Below are 17,043 nucleotides of genomic sequence, written 5' to 3' on the forward strand. Positions count from 1 at the left end.
TAAGGAGTGATTACTTTTGAATCCCAAACTATCCATTGGTTCTTGGGCGTTCGCTTTCGGTCCATTCGCTAAGTCCCCGTGGCCTTTTACACAAATTTTGCGGTATGCAAGGGATTCCGGCTATGAAGGTGTTGAAATCAATGGATTTGCACCTCATCCGACCCCCTACAGCCATCCGACTACGGGAGACCGTCAGGCGCTATTGGATGAAATTCAATCTTATGGACTCGGAATATCCGGTTATGCGCCGGATTTCACCTCGGTGCCTCCCGACCAGGCCAATCAGGAGGATTATTTGGCGCTGCTGCAAACGTATATTGCGTTTAGCACAGATTTGGGTATTGATACGATACGCGTGGATACGGTCAGCCCGCCGGCTGATTTGTCAGTTGACACGTATGAGGACAATTTCGCCAGACTCGTTGCTACTTGGCGGGCATCGGCGGAGCTTGCCGTAGCGGCAGGAATGACCATCGTCTGGGAGTTCGAGCCCGGCTTTTGGCTAAATAAGCCAAGTGAAGTTAAGCGGCTTGTGGAAGCTGTGAATCATCCTGGCTTCAAAGTTTTGTTTGATACGAGCCATGCGTATATGAGCGGAGTTGTTGGTGCGCGTCATGCCGGTGAGAAGGAGCTGCTTCAGGGAGGCATCATTGAATATGCGAAGCTGCTGCAAGGTCACATCGGTCATCTTCATCTTATCGATTCAGACGGTACGCTGCATGATGAAGAAACGAGCACGCATGCTGCCTTTGGGGCTGGGAAAGTGGATTTCACCGGCTTTTTGTCAGCCATGAAACCGGTAATTTCACCGATGGAATGGTGGTGCGTCGATTTCTGTTTCAATGCGGAAGTCGAGGAGTGGGGCCGTCTAGCGATTCCTTTCATCTGCGAGAAGATCAAGGAGGCTGAATAAGCGATGACAATCCGATACGGATTTCAAACATATACCTGGCAAATGTCTTTTGCAAAATATGGAAATCAGTTGGACCATATTCTCGATGTGATCGAGCAGGCGGGAGGCGCAGGTGTAGAGCCAGAGGTATGCATGCTTGGCTCTTATTCGCAAGAGCCGGCTGCTTTGCAGGAAGCGCTGGCACGCCGGAACTTGCGTCTTAGCGCCCTATGTCTCGCCCTTGATTGGCGAGGAGCTGAAGAAACGGAGGCTGAACGATTTGAGGCGGATCGGGTCATTCAATATTTGCAGCTCTTCCCGACTACGGTTCTGACGCTGGTACAGCTTCCTGGTAAGGACCGGAGTGATTTGGAGCAACGGCAGAAGAATGCGCTGACCAACATTAATGCCGTTAGCCGCCGAGCATCCGAGAATGGGATCGTTTGCGCCTATCATCCGAATTCGCCAGCGGGGTCTATATTCCGCATCGAGCAGGACTACCGGATTTTGCTGGAGGGACTCGATCCTCGTTACTGCGGCTATGCACCGGATACGGGACATATTGCCAGGGGAGGAATGGATGTGGAAACGATTTTCCGTACGTACCGCTCCCTCATCAAGCATGTTCATTTCAAAGATATGAACACGTCAACTGGAGAATGGTCAGCTCTGGGGCAAGGCTCCATCGATCACCTGCGCATTGCGCAGTATTTGAACGCAACAGGGTACGACGGGTGGATAATGGTCGAAGAGGAATCAATCAGAGCGGAAGCAGAACCCGATCAGGTGACTTTGGAGAACGGAATTTATATACGAGAAAGGCTAACCACAGCGGGGAAATAACTACTAATCAATCGCTAAAAAATGCCATCCCGCCTGATAATGCGAAGGGATGGCTTCTCTTGATTTCAAATTACTTCAGAAGAGGCATAATAGTTGAACTGAGCGTGTTCTTCATGTGCAAATTCGAGTTTAGCTCGTAAATAGCTTATTTCTTTTGCGATTTGAACGAATTGAGCATTGAACTCGCAGGCCATCTCAAAATCATTTTCACAACATAGGCGCATAAGCAAGCTATCCATCTGAACCTCCAGCTCATGAATAAGAGCAGTCATACTGTCATGAACCGATTGCTGAACGGCCGCTATCGTCGTCAGGGCATATGTCTCACCGTTGCAGGTGTATTGAGGCGAACGGCGGCATGTGCCGCAATTGTTCAAACACCGCTCGACTTTTATGGAGCAGCCGGCTTGCTCCAGCTTGACCAAGTCATCGCTCAGCTGATGTTGGATAACGTTTGAGAGGCAGAACAGGATGTTGTTAGAATCTCCTAACATGTCAATTACTCCCCTCCGGAGACGAACACCGCTACCAGTAATGTGCTTCATAAAAATTTCTCACCCAGCGATGATGCCGGCGAATGTCTTCGAATACTAATTCGGGAAGCTCCGGCCGATCCATTGCTGCGATATTCTCATCCGCATAGGCTGGGATGTGCATAGAGGTAAGGGCAGTCGTAATTCCCGGGTGGGCAGTGACAAACTTGATGGCGAGCTCCGCCAGCGTTTCAGCATAAGTCGGAATATACGACCGCAACCGCTCAACACGCTGCAGATACATATCTCGTGGGATCGAGCCAAAAAACAGCTGCCGGAAATCGCCGTCCTCAAAGGTAGTCTCATGAGCCAAGAAACCGGTCAGGCCGCCCTCATCCAGAATGCACCTGGCGATAACGGCGATATTCGCTCGCTGGCATAAGGGGACTAGGCTGTCGAAGGCGAGCGGGTCAAAAATGTTTACGATCGTTTGTACGCTGTTAATTTGACCGCTTTGAACGATGTGCGTCGCCAGATCATGACGATGATCCGGCAGCGAAATGCCGATAAAACGTATATGTCCCCGTTCTTTTAAAGCTATCAATTCTTCCATCCAATAATCGCTGTAATCCCAATCCGGCCAATATTGATGCATTTGAACGAGGTCAATGGCATCAAGCCCTAATGCGTTCAGCGAGGCTTCTACGCTTTTGGTTATCGCGCCTTGCGGGTAAGCTTGGTTAACAGGGACCGAAGTCCCCCAACCAAGCGGTTCCTGAGAAAGAGCTTTGGTCGCAATAAAAGGACGGGGACCCTTCCATTGCTTGAGCGCCTCTCCGATCAATGATTCGGAGGGGCCGTAGATGCGGGCGGTATCAATCAGGTTAACGCCTTTATCGAGGGAATGAAGTACCCCCCGAATTAGGTCGCCGTCTTGCTCTCGGCCGAACGAGCCGCCAAGACCCATCGCTCCGAAGCCGATTCTCGAAACGAGTACGTCCGAACCAGCAAATGCTGCGTATTTCATTGCACTCACCTCGCTTGCGGGGCTTGCGGGAGGTACACATACTCGCCATTCTTCGTCATGACCGGCCCGTTATCAAACGCAATCCCCGTCTCGGGATTCACAGCACCGGCTGTGGAATATTGAAGCACCAAGCCTTTGCGGGTTGCGCTGCTGCGGTTCGGCGTGCTACGGTGGAACAAGAGGGAATGAAAGATCACCATACTGCCGCTCTTCAGCGGAACCGGAATGCCCGGGTCTTCTCCAAAGTAGCATTGCCATCCGATATCTGTCTTCTTGTGTTCCACAAAGCCTTGTTTATGGGATTCTGGCATAACCCAGATGCAGCCATTTTCTAACGTAGCGTCCTCCAAGGCGATCCAGCAGGTTAAATAATGCATCGGTTCGATCGGTTGATAGCCGTTGTCCTGGTGCCAAGGGAAATCCCGGTTTGCTTCAGGGCGTTTATACACCGACTGGTCAAAATAGAGCTGGACATCCGGACCCAAAATATCCATTGCGATGGCTGCCATTTTATCCTGACAACAAAACTGTTGGATATCTGCGCTTTTTTTGTTGAGTTGCGCGTTGAAATTGATTTGCCCAGGGATATTGAGGAAATTTTGACCTAATTTTTGCAAATCTTTTTCGGCTTGCTCATCGAGTTCATCAATCCGTGCCGTCACTGCGGCGATCTCCGCCTTCGAAAAAAATTGATCGAAAATAATATAGCCTTGATCTTTGTACTGCTTCAGCTGTTTGTTGGTTAGCATGGTTATTCGCTCCTTCAAGTTGGTTTTAGGAAGATTGTGTTTGTGATTTCATTATGCTTACAGGCACGATCTTCTCACAATGGCGAAACCGAACTACTTATTGTAAATTTGGAACATTACGGGGGTGCTGTTGGTGCACACAAAGCTTAGTATTCGTGAAAATATGGACTTCTCTTTGTATCATGTCGAGAAAGCCGCCTATGACTCGTTTCACCTGGAAATGGTCAAACCGTATTGGACGGTTTCATTTGTGCTGGAAGGGGAAGTGGAATCAAGGTCGTGCGGTGTGGCGGATATGGCGAAGACAGGGGATGTGATGATCCACCCTCCGAATTTGCCTTTCACCGAAATTGCCGTCGGACCTGGGGTTCATCTGTGGATGCTGATCGATGTACGGGTCATTCCGCAGCTTAGTTTTTTTCAACGGTTTCCCGTAAGCCGGGTCATCAAGCTGCTTCATGCGGATAGCTATGCAGCCGCATTTGAGGTGCTGCTCCATGTTTGGAATGAGCCGCCTTCACCGCTGCGCGATTATAAGGGGATTTCGGTTGCGATTCAGCTGCTAGGCGACATATTGGAGAGTTGGATGGTTTCCGGCAGCCCAAGCCGACCTGCCTCAAAGCTTTCTGCCGAAGACCGATTTCTTCAAGTTGTGAAGCATATGGAGGACAATCTCGACAAAAAGCTAATGAGAGAGGATTTGGCGCAGCTGATGCATTTGCATCCAGGCTATTTTAACCGCGTGTTCAAGCAAACTTACGGCGTGTCGTCCATGCAGATGCTGAAAATGCTGAGGCTGCGCAAAGCTATGCAGATGCTGGAGGAGCCAGACAATACACTCGAGCGAATCGCAGTGGTGTGCGGGTTTGGCGATGCCGCCTATTTTAGTAAAATATTTAAGGAAAGCGTAGGGAAAACGCCGGGGGATTACCGCAAAAGTATCAAAAGTACAAAAGAAGGCTTTGTATCCACATGAGCGCATGACGGATCAATTCGCTGTAAATTTTATCACGCTGCCTGATAAAGAAGTTCCAAAATTACAATATGTTGTTCACATCGTCAATTGTCCGAGGTCTGAATGGCCCCATATACTTTATATATGTTCCAACATGACATGTATAAGGAGTGTAGACCATGAGCCGGAACCAATTAGCGGGAAGGGGCAACAAACAAATGAAAAAGAGAAATCTCAGGTTTGTATCTTTAATGCTTGCAATGATGCTCTGGATGATCGGTTGTTCCAATGACAACACTACGAATCAAAACGAAACCGCTTCCAACGAACCTAAGTCGCAGACAGACGTTAAGTCAAGTTCAGCCAAGCCTCCAGTGACATTTACTTACTTTAATGCAGCGCGTCCCGGAAAAGATGTCAATACGAAAGAAACGACGATCGGTAAAAAATTAGAGGAGCAGACCGGGGTCAATTTTAAAATTGAACATCTGGTCGGTGACATTAACACAAAAATCGGGGTTATGATTGCCAGCGGAGATTACCCGGATGTGCTTATTCCGGATAGTGCGATGGATAAAGTTCTCGATGCTGGGGCTTTCATCCCATTGAACGATCTTTTAAAGGAACACGCACCTAACATTATGAAGCTCTATGGTCCTTACTTGGAAATGATGAAGGCTGAGGATGGGAAAATCTATCATATTCCATTCGAGGCGGCGCAGGGATATATGCCTGACCCAAATCCGACCTCTGGCTTCTGGATTCAGCGTGGCGTACTGAAGGAATTCGGCTATCCAACCATTACAACACTGGATGAATACTTTGACATTATTAAGCGTTATAAGGAGAAACATCCGCAAATCAATGGGAAAGATACGATCGGATTTGAAACACTGACGCATGATTGGCGATTTTTTACGCTTACGAATCCGCCTATGCATCTAGCTGGTTATCCAAATGACGGTGGCGTTATCGTTGATATGAAGACGCACGGAGCGCAATATTACGGTGATGATGAGATTACCAAAAGGTATTTAAAGAAACTGAATGAAGCGAACAATCAAGGCTTACTCGATAAAGAATCGTTAGTAGCGAATTATGATCAATATTTGGCCAAAATTTCATCCGGTCGTGTGCTTGGCATGTTCGATTATGCATGGCAATTTCAGCCAGCGAGCCAAAACTTGCTAAAAGATGGCGATGATGACAGAAGATATATTGCTTTGCCTATCGTATTTGACAAGGGGACGAAGAGCCAGTACTTGGACCCGCCTACATTTGTTCAAAATCGGGGAATCGGCATTACCGTCAAAGCGAAAGATCCAGTTCGCATTATTGAATATTTCGATAACATGGTGAAGGAAGATAATCAAAAGCTCATTAACTGGGGAATTAAAGGTGAAACCTACGAGATAGATGCCAATGGTAAATTTACCCGCACACCGGAACAAATTAAGAAAACGAGCGATCCGAACTTTCAGCAGCAGTTTGGCATCGAAATTTACGGCTACTTATGGCCGATGATGGGCAACTTCAGCGTATTCGCCGACGGCAATCCGAAAAATCCGAATTTGCAGCCGACTGTTGTGGAACAAGGATATACGGAGGGAGACAGAGCGATTTTGAAAGCTTATCATGCAAAAGTATTCTCCGATTTGTTCTCGCCGCCTGACGAGCGCAAATGGTATCCGGCATGGAGTGCTGGGATTGGCAAAGGGACGCCGGAAGATATATTTGTTCAAAAAAGCGGTGACCTGCAGCGCAAATATTACCCCAAAATGATCTTAGCCTCGGCAGCCGATTTTGGGTCGCTATGGGATGATTACATCAAAGAATTTAGTAAATTAGATGCCAAAACTTATGAAAATACGATAACCCGAATTGTAAAAGACCGCATTAACGGTAAGTGGTAAACGCTTTCACTAGGGGTGAATAGAGTGGCTGAGTCCATTGCAAAGCCGGCGTCCCTTAAGCGGACGCTGGCAGCTAAACCGACAGGGGCAAAACTTTTTTTCATGAAATTGAGACATCAAAAGGCTTTAGCCGCCATGTCCTTGCCGTTCATTATTTGGCTGCTCGTTTTTAAATATGTCCCCATATGGGGCTGGACAATTGCCTTCCAAAACTTTAAACCGGCGAAAAAGCTGACTGATCAGCAGTGGGTGGGATTCGATAACTTTAAATTTTTGTTTCTTGACGATGGATTTTACCGGGTTATGCGCAATACCGTCGTCATGAGCTCCATTAATCTGGTGCTCGGCTTTGTGACTGCGATAACTCTGGCTATTTTATTAAATGAGCTGCGCAGAGCTATGTTCAAACGGTTCGTGCAAACCGTTAGTTACTTGCCTCATTTTATTTCTTGGGTCGTGGCGGCCAGCATCGTTTCTAGCGCTCTATCGACTGAGGACGGTATCGTCAATATTTTGTTGATGAAGCTGCATGTGATCAACGAGCCTCTGCTTTGGTTGGCAGAGGGAAAATACTTTTGGGGCATTCTTGGTGCAGTCGAAGTATGGAAAAATGTAGGGTGGAATACGATCATTTATTTGGCGGCTATGACGACGATCGATCCGACTTTGTATGAAGCAGCAGAAATGGATGGTGCGAGCCGTTTTGGGCGAATTGTGCATGTCACTTTACCTGCACTGAAGCCGATTATTGTTATTTTGCTTATTATGAATTTAGGCAACATCCTGGAATCGGGTTTTGAGCCTCAGTACTTGCTCGGCAACGGATTGACAGCAGACTATTCCGAAAATCTGGACATATTTGTTCTGAAATACGGGATTGCGATGGGCAAATTTTCGTTCGCGACCGCTGCTGGTATGTTCAAGACGGTCATCAGTTTTATTTTTCTCTTCTCTGCGAATCATTTGGCCAAGAAATTAGGACAACCACGGCTGTTCTAAGGGGGGACGGAGACGATGTCAACGAAATCCATTTCAACAAAAAGACGTGATAGCCGTTTAGGCGATCGTATTTTTGATTTCAGCAACTATGTGTTTATGATTATGCTCATCGTCGTTACGCTTTATCCTTTCATTAATACGTTGGCGATTTCATTGAATGATGCCAACGATTCGATCAGGGGCGGTATCTTCCTCATTCCGAGAGTGTTTACTTGGTATAACTACGAGTATGTGTTCAAGGAAGCGAGTATTTTTCATGCGACACTTGTTTCTGTGCTGCGGACCGTGCTCGGTACTATAATATGCGTATTTTGTTCGGCTATGGTTGCTTATACGATCAGCAGGCAGGAGTTCGTGCTGCGCAAGTTCGTTACGATTGCTTTTGTACTGACGATGTATTTTAATGGGGGATTGATTCCGAATTATTTGCTGATCAAGGAGCTTCATTTACTTAATAGTTTCTGGGTGTACATTATTCCTGGCATGGTAGGCGTGTTCAATGTCATCGTGATCCGATCCTTTATCGAGGGGCTTCCGGAGGGGATATTGGAAAGTGCGCGTATGGACGGATGCGGTGAATTTGCAACATTTATGAAAATCGTCCTTCCGCTGTGTACACCGGTCCTTGCCACCGTCTCGTTATTTGTTGCGGTCTGGCAGTGGAATTCTTGGTTCGATGTGTTTCTATATAATTCATCGAATATTAATTTAAGTACTTTGCAATATGAATTAATGAAAATTTTGCAAAGCTCGAACGCTTCCATGTCGCAAAAATCGGCTGCAGATGTGTTCAGCAATGTGGCCGGACAAACGACGAATCAGGTTACGCCGCTTGCCGTAAGGGCAACCATGACGATTGTGGCGAGTTTGCCGATCATCGCAGTTTACCCGTTTTTGCAAAAATATTTTGTGAAAGGCATGACCTTAGGCGGCATTAAGGGTTAAGGAGGGTACATGAAAAGATTGCCTACGGGGGCGCTGGATTCGAAGACGGGCGGTTGGTTTATTAAGTGAGGCGCTCTCTTACTATGATATTGTGGGCATTCCTATTCACAAGGGAAAGAGAGTAGTGAGGTGTTAATACGAAAGCCGGACCTGGAATCCCAGGTCCGGCTTTGTCTTTTCATTTATCTGCTGATCAGGCGCTTTCGCCAGACTTCTAAAGGATAAGGATCTCTTCCTGCAGCTTTGTATTTATTGTCCTTTTGGACTCCAACTCGATCGAAAGTAATTGGAACACCTACTCATGAGGAGCACATCATTAGTTCATACGCTTAGCGGCTTGAAGAAGGCGATACAGCACTTTAGCTGCAGCTTCACGAGTTGTTGCATGAGCTGGTTCGAAGTAGAAGCTTCCTTCAGACTCTATACCTTCCATAAGCCCAGCAGCTGTTACGATTTGAATGCTTTCCTGTGCATAATCGCTGAACTGTGCAGCGTCAGCATAGGAGCGAAGGACTGGCTTACTCGGTTTCTGCAGGTCGATTAATTTAAACGCTCTAGCTAGCATTACCGTCAAATCCTGACGAGTAATGGTGGCGTTCGGCATGAATTGGCCAGCCGAGCCTATCACAAGTCCAGCATCATAAGCTGCCGTCACTTCGTCCACAAACCAGTCGCTGCTGCTCACATCGCTGAATGGGTTTAACGATGCTTGTTTTTGCAGTCCTAGTGCTCTTACAAGCATTGAAGCAAATTGAGCTCGAGTGACGTTGTTTTCTGGCGAATACGTATGCTCCGAAGTGCCGTTCAGAATGAATTTGTCTGCAAGCGATTGGATTTGATCTTTCGCCCAAGACTTGTCGATATCGCCGAACGTCATATGTCGTGTTGCAGCTGCATAAGTTGAGAAGCCTGGTCGACTAATGGTTACAATGGAAGCACCATCGCTTCCTGGTGTAACTTTGGCTGGTATAGGGTAAGCCTTACCCCCGTCGAGGTACAAAGCACCAGCTGAGCTTGTATCAATGCCTTTTCCCACAAGGAAGGATCTTGTAAACACCTGATCAGCCTTCAGCTTAAGCGATGTTGCTACACCATTGCTCAAACTGCTTGCTTCGAAGGCATAAGGTGTTCCAAGGATAGTAGCATCTTTAACCTGCTCCGTGAATTCGGATTTGCTACCTTCATCCTTCTTGATCGTTATTACATACTCTGCACCATCTGGTACTAGCTCAAGTGGAGAAAGAGGTGATGCAATGGATGCATCGTTCCAAGAGAAGGCGATCGAACTGCCTGCCGGAGCTGCTTTCAACAACTTCACCTGTGCAGCTGTTAATTTCAGCGATGCATCAGTTGAATCTTTGGAAGCTGCGCCGATGACAAAAGCAGTCGGCGTTTGTTTCGCTTCAGCAAGTGCTTTTTGCAGTTCACTGTCAGTAATAGAAACAGACAATTGTGATCCTTGTAGACTTGATTCTGCCGTAAGCGCGACGCTTGATTGCCCTTCTGAGAGAGCTGCGGCAGCTACATCTTTGTTATATGCAGCCTCACTAGGCAATACAGGTCCTGGTCCTGAAACAGGCGGATCATAAGGCTCGTCAGGTATTGGGCTAGGCTCGGTTACATCAGATTTACCTTTTACGTAGAACGTTTTTAAGGCTATTCCTTGTTTAATCATTTCAAATTTTTCGTTATATTTAGTACCAAGTAACGCCAGCTTATATCTGCCTTCAGGCAGTTGAGCATTTGCTTTATTGCCATCAGTCGTATAGACGCCAATGTTATAGCTGCCATCAAATTCAGGGATAATAATATGCTCTGGTAGTGTGTTAAGTATTTCCTTGTCTTCATCAAGGTCATAAATCTCAGAGATTATTCCTACGGTCTCACCATTCATATCTGTGATAAAGGCATATAAATGATTCATTTCCCCAGTTGGGAGTGAAGCTGTAATATCGATTGGTGAATCTTTTGTCACGGTTTGACTGCTTAATACCACGTTTTGAATAGGGAAGTCATTATTGGTGGACTCTTTGCCTATGTGAATAACGAATGGCAGATGTAGGGTCGGATGTCCTGTGCTTTCCAACACAACTTCACCCTCATATACGCCATGCTTCGTTTCTGGAGTTTTGGATTTGGCTGTTAGCTTAAAATCATAATTATCTCTTGCACCCAATGTGATTTGGTTGGAGGCAACACCTTCAATACCAACTTCAATAGCACTGCTATCAGGAGTAGGGATAGGGATTGTATCACTTGGATCGGTAGTTACCTTATCATGCATGGTTACTCTCGTTGTATAAGTAACAGGCATATCCGACATGTTCTTGACGCGAAGAGGCTTCTTCTCAGTCACATTAGAGTTTGGATCTATCATACCAAAGCTCACACTGCTTGCTTCACTAGGAATAACAGTAGGATTCATCTGCTCGTCGTAAATTGTAATTTCGTCTAATGACTCTACAATGGCGGGTGTATCAATCGCGTTCATCACGTTTACCCGACCTGCTCCTTGCGAATAGACATCATAGAGTGTACCGTCCTTATCGCTAAGCGTTGTCGATGTATTAGCTAGTGCTGCGCGAATGTCAGTTGGAGACCACTCAGGATGAGCTTGCTTGAGCAGCAAAGCAAGTCCTGCAACATGCGGGGAAGCCATACTTGTTCCGCTCAGCCTTGCATATGCTTTATCGTAGCTGACTCCATCGCCGTAGTATTTGCCATAGGCAGGTACGGATGAATAGATCATGACACCAGGAGCGCTCAAATCCGGCTTAATACTATAGTTGCCATCTGAATTGGGACCTCTGGAACTGAATTCTGCAATACGGTCGCCTGCAACGGTTGTTACCTCGAAGTCGTTGCTAACGTTGAACTGCAAGGTTCGATCGGGGTTCGCCAGCAGTTCTCTGGCTAGGGCGCGTCCCATCTTGCCGGGCATATCAAATGTTGGTATTAAATCGTAGCCGTCACCAAGGAATGCAGGTGGGCCAATAGGACCATCACGGAATTCAATGTGCTCTGACAGGTCCGCCTCATAAGTATCAGGACGCTTACTATTTCCGTTGAACAAGATTGCAGCCTTTGCACCATGTTTGGCAGCAATCTTAACTTTTTCATCAAAGGGAACGATTCCTCGGGAGATAAAGACAATTTTATCAGCTAAGTATGCAGGTTCAAGGCCTTCATAATCGTTTTCAACGCCCAGACCGACATAGACGCCTTTAATAGGACCGTTTCCAAAAACGGTGCTAACATCCGTATCTGTCTCCCAGCTAATAAGATTTAGTTTCTCTGCATAGGTTGCATAGGTTACAGATGTTACGGATGATGATACGGAACTGTTAACCGTTGCTGAAATAGGATGACTTGTGCTCGTAGCCGCAGCTACTGAAATAGCCAATTGTGAGGATGCTGGCGATCCCATGGAATAATAGTAATGCTCACCACTGCCGTCATTACCATTCGCAACAACTGCAACGACTCCTGCCAATACAGCGTTATTAACCGCGATGGCGTCAGGCGAGTTAGGATCCTTCTCTGAACCGCTTCCTAGTGATAGGTTGATCACATCCATGCCATCTTCGACGGCATGCTCAATACCGTCGATAACTTGAGCGGAGGTTCCGCCCTCTGGACCTAGAACCTTATAGGAATAGAGCTTCGATTCATAGGCAACACCCTTCTGAACATTGACAGCTGAGGGATTAGTGCCTGTGCCGACAATGGTGCCGGATACATGAGTTCCATGGTGAGATCCTCCAGAGCCATCTTGATTTGGTGCATCCTCGTACGGATCATCGTCTTTATTAATCGAATCATAGCCGCCTGCGACATAATTACCTTTGATATCCGGATGTAAATAATCGATTCCTGTATCTAGTACGCCTACTTTCAAGCCTTTTCCAGTAAAACCTCTTTTCCAGGCCTCCAGGACACCGATTTGCGCAAGAGGCACCTGATCAAAAGTAGACAAGCCTGCTTCGACTTGATAAGTTTCGGGCTGTTCAATCGGATAGTAAATTGAATTTTTATGAATCGATTTGACATTCGCGAGTTTAGCAAGCTGTGGTATTTGATCAGCTCTAACGGTAATTTCCATACCATTAAGAACGGTATTGAACTGGTAGTTAATTGTGAAAGGGATTTTTCCTGAATGTGCACTTCTTATAAAAGATTCCTGTTCAGCTTGCACGGTGAACTCGTTTGCTTCCGCAGCGAGTTTGCGGTTGTCAAGTCTAGCTGCATACCTGCTAACGGCTGCAGGCTGACTGCGCAGTTGAACAATGACATTGATCTCTTTAGAGGAAGAAGTATCAATGTTATTTGCGATGAACGCTTGATCCGTATTCGCATTTATTCCGACCATACTTGAAGATTCCTGTAATAGTCGCTTAATAGATTGCAGTCTATCGTTGTCAACGAAGGTCTTCACTCGTGAAGCGGCATTTGCCGCAGGCATACTTTGAACGACTAGGCCCCCTAAGAAGACAGAGAGCGTCACGAGTGATAATGATTTTTTGAGAAGTGATTTGTTCACGTTCATTTACCCCATTTCAGATCAGAATAGTAGAAGCTTGCATGCTAGTTTAAGTTCAATACGTCCAGACCATCGATTGCAACAATGCTGTCAGTAGACTTGGCATTTGCTTCTCCTGCATGCACAATTTTAATTTTGTGAACGCCATTTGCTAGATCTCCTGAAGTGAAGACAGGCACTTGATATTGCAGTTTTTCACTATATAAATCAATAGGTTCGGATGTAACGGATCGTCCATCGATATAAATGTTCACTTTGCCACGGTTGCTGCCAGTGGTGGACCAAAGCGTAGCTTTTGTTCCAATAAAAGTAAATTCAACAGAACTGTTCGGTATTGTTGTGTAGGTCTGTACACCATCCGTATATCTCATGCCATAACGCGTTGTCCAAGGGCCAGAGTAGTTAGCAGAAGGATGAGTCGGCGAAACTAGACTAGTAAAGACAAATGCATCCACGTTGATGTCACCTATTTGATCTTTACTGCCTATTCTTTCAATACGAACGTTATGATGCCCATTAGGCAGTACATATTTGAACAGTGATTGTTTCGATAAAGGAGTTTTGCTGTACAAATCAGCGTACCCCATTGGCAATTCGTCAATATAGACGACAGCCAGTCCTTGCTTGTCATCCTTGGTACCAATCCATTCAAACACGTTTCCTCTAAAACCAAATTCAACGTAACCCTCCCCGTTTAGCTGATTCAAGCTTCCGTTGGAATAGTCAGAGCCTTTGATCGTAGACCAAGAACCGTTGTAGATGAGCGATGGATCATTATTTTCAATTAATCCTGACGTATTTCCATAATGCACATCTAATGTGTAAGTTCCTGTTCCCTTATAAGCAAAAATATTAATGTAGTAAGTTCCAGTCTCGGTTGCTCTATAAGTAATAGATTCATCTGACGTACCTGGAGTTTCGGAATAAGCCAAAGCCCCGTCCTTGCTTGCAACCGTCGTAGCAGAAGGGTCATACAGGATGAGATCAAAGTCAGATCCCTTGCTGCCTGTTAGAGAGAAGGTAACTTCCTCTCCAGCATGCATCTCAACGGAATACACATGATTGGGATCGTTGACGTTATCGAGGCTGTTAGAAATAGATGAATCAAGTAACGACATGCCAGGAATATCTTTATTCCATAGCGCTCTATACGCACTAATCAATTTCCCGCTAACCGTTTTGCTTTTTAATGAAGCAAGGGATTTACCGCTGTTCACTACTCGTTGTTTGATCTCCTGGGCGCTCATGTCTGGATGCTGGCTAAGCACCAGTGCAGCAACACCTGTGGCATATGCGGCAGCATTCGATGTTCCCTGAGAATAATAATATTTGCCGTTGCTATTCCTCAGATTGATCTTGGTCATTTCGGGCTTATTGCTTATCACAGTGTCATAAAACAAGGAAAAATCACGTAGCTTGTATTCTTTGTCTTGATATATGGTGCCGGGTACACCCCATGTTTTGAATACATATCCACCTTCTTTGACGAGCGTAAGGCCTAATACTTTTTGTACAAAAGAAGAGGTTGGGATTTGGTCAATAGCATCTTGTCCGGTCAGCATTAAATGGCCACCGCCATTGAGATAGCTGGATAAATTGACTTGATCTTTATCGGTAATCAGTTTGTAGTTATCAGAAGTTGCTAAGTACCCAGTGAACCAGATGACGAGCCCGTATTCTTGCATTTGACTCAACGATGGGCCATCTTTTGTTTCATCCGTGGTCGTTACGACATCATAGGTATACCCTGCTGAATCAAGAAGTTCTTTATAAGTTTCCATGCTAGAATCATTAGCGAATGGGCCAATACCGCCGCCGTCTGAATAGGTTCGGAGACTATCTTGAACAAGTAGAATTTTCGGTTTAACACTTGGTTTTAGAAAATTCATTGCCCGGTTAAACATATCTTGCCGCTCTACTGGATCAGGTACTTCCTCGAAGCCTATCCCATGATAGTAAGCTTTGTATATGTCATTATCGATCTCGGCAGCGTATCCTGCATTAATATCAGCTACTGTCGAAATGATGAGCTCTGACGGAGCTGCGACATCGACTGAAATTTGTCCGATAGCAGCACCTAATGACGGATCACCAAGAATATTTACACCAGTTGCTGAAAGCATGTTCTGACTTGGATATGAAGCTGGATATCGAGGGGTAACATCTGTATTCAATGTACTGTCATATTGATCTCCTGCTGCAGCAACAAACAACATGTTAGAGCTGTTGATAGCATCTTCAATCAGCTTGCTTCTATAGCCATATAGAAGCCCAAGTGAGGCAATTTTGGCGCCATGCTCTTCAGCATATTTGATTCCATCTACAACATCTGAGAAGTAACCGCCGTTCTTAGAAACTACCTTAACCGGCAGGATGGTTACATTAGGAGCAACTCCGGCAATTCCTTCCTTATTGTTCATGGAGGCGGCAATAAGGCCGGCATTTGCTGTGCCGTAGGAGTCATTGAGCCCGTCAATCGTGTCGAATAAGGAGTTATCGTCATAGGCAAAATCCCATCCATTCACATCGTCGATAAGTCCATTACCATCGTCGTCAAAATCATTCCTTCCATTTTTTTCATCTTTATTTTCCCAGATTTGGCCTACTAAATCGGGAATATCAATTTTGACCCCGTTTCCAATAACCGCTACGACAACTTCTTTGCGTCCTTTAGTAATTTCCCAGGCTTCAGGCAAATCCATGTCGATATCGGGTGTACCTCCAGGCACTGTACCGTCATTTAAAACTTGTCCAGTGTTATGGAGCCCCCATTGTTCATGGAACAGCGGGTCATCAGGTGTCTTGGAAGCAGCTGCAGAGTACATTGATTCTTTATCTGTAGTTTCTACAGGACGGAACGTCTGCGGATTTATCGATGAGTACACTTTGTAATCAGGCTCAGCATAGAGAACATTTGGATCCTTACGAAGCTCTTCGATCACACTGCTCACATTAGTACCAGCTGAAAGTTTCAACAATTCGGCATTGGTAACAGGAAGTTGGCGGGTGTCTGCAATTTGGCTTGAGAGAGATTTGGAGAGCTTCGAAGCAGATTTTGATTTGTATTTGACAATTACTCGGTCAGCAGCGAACTCTGCCTTTTCTGGCAGTATATTTGAGAAAATGGGCTGTCTACTAGAATCTTGCTGGGTATGATTGATTCTCGGTTCGCTTGGAATGCTTTCGTCTAGGAGGGGGGGGGCAACAGTCCATTGGCTTTTTCTCGGATTCTCCTGCTGAACTTCCGTGGCAAAAGATGATGTTACAGTTCCAAATGTTAGTATCATAGAAAAAAGGGCAAATACATACTTCTTATTTTTCCTAGTCAAGCATGGTCACTTCCTTTGCTAATTTTAGTTTGTCTAAACTCTCGAATTTACATAAAAATAACATCTCCCTTCTAAATTTAATTTAAATTAACCTTATGTAGTTTGTGTGTATTAATCGTTATTTTTAAAATAATAGAAAACGGGGGTAGTACACATGAAATACACATCCGTCAACTAAAATCAATTTTGGATAGGCCAAATTCTCCATTACCGACAATCTTCGACAATTCCTATTCTGCGCAAAGGGTTCCAGATGGATAAGCTGGTTCTGTTTGCATATGCGCTAACGTATTTTTGGGAATTTGAATTTACAAAAATATCATATAATTCTTTTTTGTATAAAATTAGGTATTCTTGCCCATTTGTTAATACATACAA

At 45.5% G+C, this 17,043-nt stretch carries 11 protein-coding genes; 6 read left to right on the forward strand and 5 right to left on the reverse strand.

Going from position 1 to position 17,043, the window contains the following annotated elements:
* Positions 1–16: 16 nt before the first annotated feature.
* Both AC58QO_RS00680 and AC58QO_RS00685 read left to right on the forward strand, forming a co-directional pair.
* Positions 17–913 (forward strand): sugar phosphate isomerase/epimerase family protein, encoded by an 897-nt coding sequence (locus AC58QO_RS00680; protein WP_497263105.1) that lies wholly within the window; start codon positions 17–19, stop codon positions 911–913.
* 3 nt (positions 914–916) lie between these two features.
* Positions 917–1,735 carry a sugar phosphate isomerase/epimerase family protein gene (locus AC58QO_RS00685; RefSeq protein ID WP_497263107.1) on the forward strand — a complete coding sequence of 273 codons (819 nt, stop codon included), beginning with the start codon at positions 917–919 and terminating at the stop codon, positions 1,733–1,735.
* Positions 1,736–1,800: 65 nt separating this feature from the next.
* On the opposite strand, the gene AC58QO_RS00690 is transcribed toward AC58QO_RS00685, so the two are convergent.
* Genes AC58QO_RS00690 through AC58QO_RS00700 form a run of 3 tightly spaced genes read right to left on the reverse strand, consistent with a single transcriptional unit; the run spans position 1,801 to position 3,984 of the window.
* Positions 1,801–2,229: a hypothetical protein gene (locus tag AC58QO_RS00690; RefSeq protein ID WP_497263108.1), complete on the reverse strand. Its 429-nt coding sequence runs from the start codon at positions 2,227–2,229 to the stop codon at positions 1,801–1,803.
* Positions 2,230–2,260: 31 nt separating this feature from the next.
* Positions 2,261–3,235 (reverse strand): aldo/keto reductase, encoded by a 975-nt coding sequence (locus AC58QO_RS00695; RefSeq protein ID WP_497263110.1) that lies wholly within the window; start codon positions 3,233–3,235, stop codon positions 2,261–2,263.
* 5 nt (positions 3,236–3,240) lie between these two features.
* A complete protein-coding gene (locus AC58QO_RS00700) occupies positions 3,241–3,984 on the reverse strand; it encodes a phytanoyl-CoA dioxygenase family protein (RefSeq protein ID WP_497263111.1) in 744 nt (247 codons plus the stop codon).
* A 133-nt stretch (positions 3,985–4,117) separates the two neighbouring features.
* On the opposite strand from AC58QO_RS00700, the gene AC58QO_RS00705 reads away from it, so the two are divergent.
* From AC58QO_RS00705 to AC58QO_RS00720, 4 genes are all read left to right on the forward strand, one after another.
* Positions 4,118–4,960: a helix-turn-helix domain-containing protein gene (locus AC58QO_RS00705; protein WP_497263113.1), complete on the forward strand. Its 843-nt coding sequence runs from the start codon at positions 4,118–4,120 to the stop codon at positions 4,958–4,960.
* 197 nt (positions 4,961–5,157) lie between these two features.
* Positions 5,158–6,852: an ABC transporter substrate-binding protein gene (locus AC58QO_RS00710; RefSeq protein WP_497263114.1), complete on the forward strand. Its 1,695-nt coding sequence runs from the start codon at positions 5,158–5,160 to the stop codon at positions 6,850–6,852.
* 66 nt (positions 6,853–6,918) lie between these two features.
* Positions 6,919–7,851, forward strand: a complete 933-nt coding sequence (locus AC58QO_RS00715) for an ABC transporter permease (RefSeq protein ID WP_497264346.1) — start codon at positions 6,919–6,921, stop codon at positions 7,849–7,851.
* 15 nt (positions 7,852–7,866) lie between these two features.
* Positions 7,867–8,796 carry a carbohydrate ABC transporter permease gene (locus AC58QO_RS00720; protein ID WP_497263116.1) on the forward strand — a complete coding sequence of 310 codons (930 nt, stop codon included), beginning with the start codon at positions 7,867–7,869 and terminating at the stop codon, positions 8,794–8,796.
* A gap of 316 nt (positions 8,797–9,112) precedes the next feature.
* Here the strand turns inward: AC58QO_RS00720 and AC58QO_RS00725 are convergent, their stop codons facing one another.
* Together AC58QO_RS00725 and AC58QO_RS00730 are read right to left on the reverse strand one after the other, a co-directional pair.
* Positions 9,113–13,336 carry a S8 family serine peptidase gene (locus AC58QO_RS00725; protein ID WP_497263118.1) on the reverse strand — a complete coding sequence of 1,408 codons (4,224 nt, stop codon included), beginning with the start codon at positions 13,334–13,336 and terminating at the stop codon, positions 9,113–9,115.
* A gap of 44 nt (positions 13,337–13,380) precedes the next feature.
* On the reverse strand, positions 13,381–16,665 hold the full coding sequence (locus AC58QO_RS00730) for a S8 family serine peptidase (protein ID WP_497263120.1): 3,285 nt from the start codon (positions 16,663–16,665) through the stop codon (positions 13,381–13,383).
* Between the last annotated feature and the right edge of the window lie 378 nt (positions 16,666–17,043).

It is taken from the genome of Paenibacillus sp. J31R30 (assembly GCF_059692115.1).

Bases quoted from the DNA above. Each gene is read 5' to 3' on its own strand.
- AC58QO_RS00690 (WP_497263108.1), bottom strand. From the start codon at position 2,229: ATGTTAGGAGATTCTAACAACATCCTGTTCTGCCTCTCAAACGTTATC.
- AC58QO_RS00685 (WP_497263107.1), top strand. From the start codon at position 917: ATGACAATCCGATACGGATTTCAAACATATACCTGGCAAATGTCTTTT.
- AC58QO_RS00700 (WP_497263111.1), bottom strand. From the start codon at position 3,984: ATGCTAACCAACAAACAGCTGAAGCAGTACAAAGATCAAGGCTATATT.
- AC58QO_RS00695 (WP_497263110.1), bottom strand. From the start codon at position 3,235: ATGAAATACGCAGCATTTGCTGGTTCGGACGTACTCGTTTCGAGAATC.
- AC58QO_RS00710 (WP_497263114.1), top strand. From the start codon at position 5,158: ATGAAAAAGAGAAATCTCAGGTTTGTATCTTTAATGCTTGCAATGATG.
- AC58QO_RS00720 (WP_497263116.1), top strand. From the start codon at position 7,867: ATGTCAACGAAATCCATTTCAACAAAAAGACGTGATAGCCGTTTAGGC.